This window comes from Zavarzinella formosa DSM 19928, from assembly GCF_000255705.1.
Taxonomy (GTDB): domain Bacteria; phylum Planctomycetota; class Planctomycetia; order Gemmatales; family Gemmataceae; genus Zavarzinella; species Zavarzinella formosa.
Window position 1 is genome coordinate 77,378 of the sequence record NZ_JH636439.1, and the last position, 5,905, is coordinate 83,282.

The 5,905-nt window shown below is 63.6% G+C and carries 1 protein-coding gene and 1 pseudogene; one reads left to right on the forward strand and one right to left on the reverse strand.

Going from position 1 to position 5,905, the window contains the following annotated elements; genetic code table 11:
* Window positions 1-193: pseudogene (locus BGIM_RS64590) on the forward strand (transposase); the annotation flags it as partial.
* 550 nt (window positions 194-743) lie between these two features.
* Here BGIM_RS64590 and BGIM_RS65720 read toward each other — a convergent pair.
* A partial coding sequence (locus BGIM_RS65720) for a beta strand repeat-containing protein (RefSeq protein WP_193788941.1) occupies window positions 744-5,905 on the reverse strand: 5,162 nt, incomplete at its 5' end.

Sequence of the window (5,905 nt, forward strand, 5' to 3'; positions counted from 1 at the left end):
CTATTACCTGCCGGCGTACCGCCCCGAACTCAACCGGATCGAACCCGTGTTCAAACAAGTCAAGCACCACGAGATGCCCGTCCGCAGTTTCACCACCAAGGCCGATCTGAAACAAGCCGTCGAGGACGGCTTTGAACGCTACCGCCATCGACTCCGGTCAAAATGTTACAACGAACCCCGGCTAGCTGCTTAGACGTGGGTGAAGCCGGCCGACAGTCATCGCTCGACCCGCTCCAGAAAATCAATCCAGTTCTCGCCGGTGCGATGTGAATACGAGTGAGTGAACGCCTCCCTGGTGGCCGGCCGGAAGGCCACGAAGGCATGGCACTTGCCGCGCCGTCCGTAGTCGGCTCCTCTTGTCCCGGACCTCCGAGTGGTCCGGGACAAGAGGAGCCGAGTCAATGACTTTTTGCCGGGGAGGCTCTTGGCCAATTCCGGCCCAGTTTCGTTCAGACAGACTAAGTTCAAGCCGACAGGCGGTTGGATACAAAGGGCTTCTGCCACCGGCTTTTTGACCGACTCCGGGGCCATCCGAGAGCCGAACCGCGTCTCATGAGTCTGCCACGGCTCGCTCCATGGATATTTGATGGATGCGAGATTTAGTTTAAAAGGCGGGTTTGTTCATTGCATGACTTGATAGCGCAAGAAGAGAAAAAATGATCAAGCCTCGGGCTACGATAATCTAGATGTCGCCAAGCGGCCACAACTTGGGGTGCCTGGCGACATCCGGCCATGAGTTTGCCTCAGACAATCCTTACCTCGAAGTCTCCGGTTCCCTGCGGCGTCGGGAGTTTCTTGTTGTAAGTGAAGGCGGGGGCGGGTGTCGTCACTTTGGCGGCGGTGATGGCCGTGTGGGCTAGGATGCCGAACAATTGCCGGTTGTTGGCCGACTGGACGGACTTCAGTGTCACTGTGCCGACGGTGTCGGCGGCCACGACGCTGTTGACGAACGCCGAGGCGGTTGAACCTGTCAGGCCCGCCACCGAGAACGTGGTGATCTTGAAGCCGGGCGAGAACGCGCCGCCAGCCATCGGGTTTTGGGCGTCGCCGGGCTTGTAAGCGAGGAAAAGATCGCTGTTGACAAACGCCTTGGTCGTGAAGGTTCCGACACTGCCGTTCACGTTGAACAGAGAGGCCGAAACCGTGCCGGCGATGTTGGCGGCGCCGAGCGTCAGCTTGTTCGCCGCCACGTTTCGGCCGGTCAGGGTGAGATGGCCGGAGAAATCGCCGGAGACGACCAGCGAGGTCAGGCTGTCGGCCGAGAACTGGCTTCCGGCCGCAAACGTCCTGGCCCGGAACGTGCCGACTGCCCCGGCGATGTTCAGGATGTCGTCCCCGGCGACGGCGCCGCTGATGGCCGCCGTGGCGAGCGTCAGTTTGCCGGCGGCGACACCCTTGCCGGTGAGGGTGATGTCGGCGTCCAGATCGCCAAGGACGGTGAGCGTCGTCAGATTAGCGGCCGTCAGGGAGCCGCCGAGGATGGCTTTGGCCTTGAGCGTGCCGACAGAACCGTTGACATTCAGCGAGGCGTCATTGATGTTGCCGCTGATGGCGGCGGTCCCCAGCGTGAACTTGCCGGCGGCGACCCCCTGACCGGTGAGGGTGAGATCGGCGTCCAAGTCGCCGAGGACGGTGAGCGTCGTCAGACTGGCGGCCGTCAGGGAGCCGCCGAGGATGGTCTTAGCCTTGAGTGTGCCGATGGCCCCGTTCATATCAAGCTTGATGTGGGCCGTGTCGTTGATGGTCGCCGTGGTCAGCGTCGGCTTGCCGGCGGCCACTCCGGCGCCGCTGAGGGTGATCGTGCCGTCGAAGTCCCCCACGAGCGCCGGAGAGGCCGCGGCGCCGGGCACAACGACCAGCCCGTTCCAACGACTCCCGCGAACCGGCGGGGCCGCCACCGACAGTTTGCCGATGAACAGAGTCCCAATGCTGTCGGCCGAGATCGACCCGTTGGCGACAAACGCCCCGGCCCGGAAGGTGGTGATGGCCCCCGCGACCTTGATCGCGGCGCCGTGGGCCGTGCCGCCTATGGTCGCGGTCGTCAACACCGGCTTGCCGACGGCCACTCCGGCGCCGCTCAGGTCCATTGCCCCGTTGAAATCACCGGCGACGGTCATGGTGACCAGGCTCGGGGCCACGATGATTCCCTTCCCGACATTGGCGGCCGTCAAGGCGGCGACATGGGCGCCGGTGTTGACCGAGAATCCGTCTTCCATGTCTGCAAACGTCAGGCTCATCGCCTGCGCGGCCGTGCCGCCAAGCGTCACTTCGCCGAGCAAATCGGACTTCGCGGCCGAGACCGTCTTCAGCCCCGATCCCTGAATGTCGCCGACGGACACGTAACCGTCTCCCCCACCGGCGCGGACGACGGTGATGGTCAGCACGCTCTTAGTGGCGTCGGTCCCATCCAGATAGATCCCCTTGATCGGCCCCTTGCCGGTGTGGCCGGGGTCGTCCTGAATCACGGCGATCCGGCCGGTGGTGGCGGGTGTCAGCCGGATGGTGTACTTGTCCCCGTCCGAGTCGGTGAACGTGCCGACGTTCCCGGTCAGGACGTTCGCCGACGGGACGACGGTGACCCCGTTGGAATGGAACGTGGCGATCACGTGGCCCTGGCTGTCAACCGCCCGGACGCTGACGAAATAGGTCTGGCCCGCCGTCAGACTGAGCGTGTTGTTGGCGGCGCTGGTGGCCATGCCGACGCCGATAAACTCCTGCACATTGGTCTTGTCCGACGCGGTGCCGATAGCCCATTCGTAGTGATCGATCCCGCTCTCCCCGGTGGCAAAGGCCGACCAGTTGGCGTTGATCGTCGTGAGGGACGATTGCAGATTGATGTCCGTCCCCGTTCCGTCGTTCACGGCGACCATTGTGAACGACGGCCCGGTTTGGACGCCGGAGCCGTTCAGCAGGACACTGACGTTGTTGTTCATGGCTTCGGCGGCGACAATGTCGGGCCGGCCGTCCCCGTTCACGTCGCCGACCGCCACTCCGTATGTCGCCCCGCCGACCGGGACGTCAACTGGGACAAGGAATGAGCCGGTTCCGGTACCTGGCAGAACGCTGACGCTGTTGGCGGCGCTGTTGGTGACAATGTCGGGCTTGCCGTCTCCGTTCACGTCGCCGATTGTCACCGACTCCGGATGCGTGCCCGCCGCAAAGGTGTTGGCGGCGCCGAACGAACCGGCTCCGTTCCTCAGCAGGACGCTGACGCTATTACCGTAGGTGTTGGCGGCGACAATGTCGGGTCGGCCGTCCCCGTTCACATCCCAGATCGCCACCGAACGCGGTCTGTCGCCAACGGTGAAGCTCGTGGCTGTGCCGAACGTGCCATCCCCGTTCCCCGACAGCACGCTGACATTGTTGCTGTCACTGTTGGCGGTGACGAGATCGGGCTTGCCGTCGCCGTTCACATCCCCGATCGCCACCGAACGCGGCCCCGCGCCGACGGCAAAGTTCGTGGCGGCGCCGAACGTGCCGTCCCCGTTCCCCGACAGGATGCTGACATTACTGGTGCCATAATTGGCGGTGACAAGATCGGGCTTGCCGTCGCCGTTCACATCCCCGATCACCACCGAACGCGGGTTCGTGCCGACGGCAAAGTTGGTGGCGGCGCCGAATGAGCCAGTTCCGGTTCCCAACAACACGCTGACGCTATTGTTGCCGGCGTTGGCGGTGATAACCTCAGGGATGCCATCACCGTTCACATCCCCGATCACCACTGATGTCGGGCTGTTGCCGACAGGGAAGTCAACAGAGGGGCCAAACTTGCCGTCTCCTCTTCCCAACTGAACGCTGACGCTGTTGCCGTTTTTGTTGGCCGTGATGAGATCGGGCTTGCCGTCGCCATTCACGTCGCCGATCGCCACGGAATACGGGGAAGCGCCGACAAGGGAGGGGGAGCCGGGCGCCTGATGGAACGCCCCGCCGCCGAACCCGTTGCCGGCTTGGTCTTTGATGTCGTTGCCGGTGATGTTCAGGCCGATGGTTCCGGCCTCGTAACCGGAGGCCACGGAGACGGTGTAATGGGCGGCATCGACCCCTTGTTGCACACTGGTGATCGAGGCGCCGACCACGCCCGCGGCGCTCAGGGCGAAATCACTAGCGTCCACACCCGTGACCGCCTCGGTGAACGTGACATCGAATTCCAACGGGGCGCCGACGGCTTGGTTGACGTCGTCGACGAGGGTGATGATCGCCGTGGGAGCCTTGGTGTCAATCTCCAGTTTGCCGTCCGGGCTGACCGCCGCGTTGCTGACATCGGCCTCGCCTATGTCAGCGCCGTTGAGGTTGAACTTGGTCACGGTCAGATCGTCGGTGTTTTCCCCCGGCTTAATGGTGTAAACGAATGTCAAGGCTGTGGTTCCGGAACCGCCGGAATAAGTGGCCGTGCCCTCGTCGTCGAGGCTGAGGGTGGGGAGGCCATGCGTGCCGTCCACGTTCACGATCTTGTCGAAGTTGACGGTGAGCGTCACCGTCCGGCCCGCCCGCAAATCCCCGGTTCCGGCGGTGATGCCCAAGCCCGAGGCCACCACCGAAGTGACGACGGCCGACGGCGTCATGGTGAAGGCCGGCCCGGTCTGGACCGTCGCACCGTTTAACAAGACGCTGACGTTGCTGTCTCCGTAGTTGGCGGCGACGAGGTCGGGCCGTCCGTCCCCGTTCACGTCCCCGACGGCCACCGAATACGGCTTCAAGCCAACCGCCAAGTTGGTGGCATCGGCGAACGTGCCCTCCCCATTCCCCGACAACACGCTGACGTTGTTACTGTTGAAGTTGGCGATGACGAGGTCGAGCTTGCCGTCCCCGTTCACATCCCCGATGACCACCGAATATGGATTCGTGCCGGCCGCAAAGTTGTTGGCGGCGACGAACGTGCCGTCGCCCGCCCCCAACAGGACGCTGACGTCGTTGCTGCCCTTGTTGGCGGCGACGAGATCGGGGATGCCGTCCCCGTTCACGTCCCCAATCACCACCGAAGTCGGATTCAGGTCGGCCGCAAAGTTGTTGGCGGCGCCGAACATGCCGTCGCCGATTCCCAACAGGACACTGACGTCGCCACTGCCCTGATTGGCGGTGACGACGTCGGGGATGCCGTCCCCGTTCACATCACCAATCGCCACGGCGCCCGGAGAATTACCGGTGGTGAAGTTGGTGGCGGCGCCGAACGTGCCGTCGCCTGCCCCCAACAGGACGCTGACGTTATTGCCGAGGAAGTTGGCGGTGACGAGGTCAGGCTTGCCATCCCCGTTCACGTCTGCGATGGCCACTGAAATCGGTTTCGAGCCGGCCACAAACTTCATGGCGGCTTCAAACGTGCCATCCCCGTTCCCCAACAGGACGCTGACGTTGTCGCTGTTGAGGTTGGCGGTGACAAGGTCGGGGATGCCATCTCCGTTCATATCACCAATCGCCACCGAAAATGGGGCTACGCCAACGGCGAAGTTGTTGGCGGCGCCGAACGAGCCACTGCCATTCCCCAACAGGACGCTGACGTTGTTGCCGGTAAAGTTGGCGGTGACGAGGTCGAGGATGCCGTCCCCGTTAACATCACCGATGGCCACCGCTTGGGGATTCGAGCCGACACCGACAGGAGACCCGGCGGCCTTGGCAAAGTCTCCGCCGCCGATGGAATTGCCGGCGTTGTCCTTGATGTCGGTGGTGGCGGCGATGTTCAGGCCAAGGGTGCCGAAGCCGGTGCCCGAGCTCACGTCCACAGTGTAATGGTCATTCTCAAGCATGTTGACGTGAACAATCGAGGCGCCGCTGACGCCCGAGGCGGCCAGGGCAAAATCAGCCGCGTCCACGCCGGAGACAGCCTCGTTGAACTGCACGTCGAATTGCAACGCCGACCCGGCGGTGCGGGTGGAGGCGCCGACCAAGGCGATGGTCGCCGTGGGAGCCT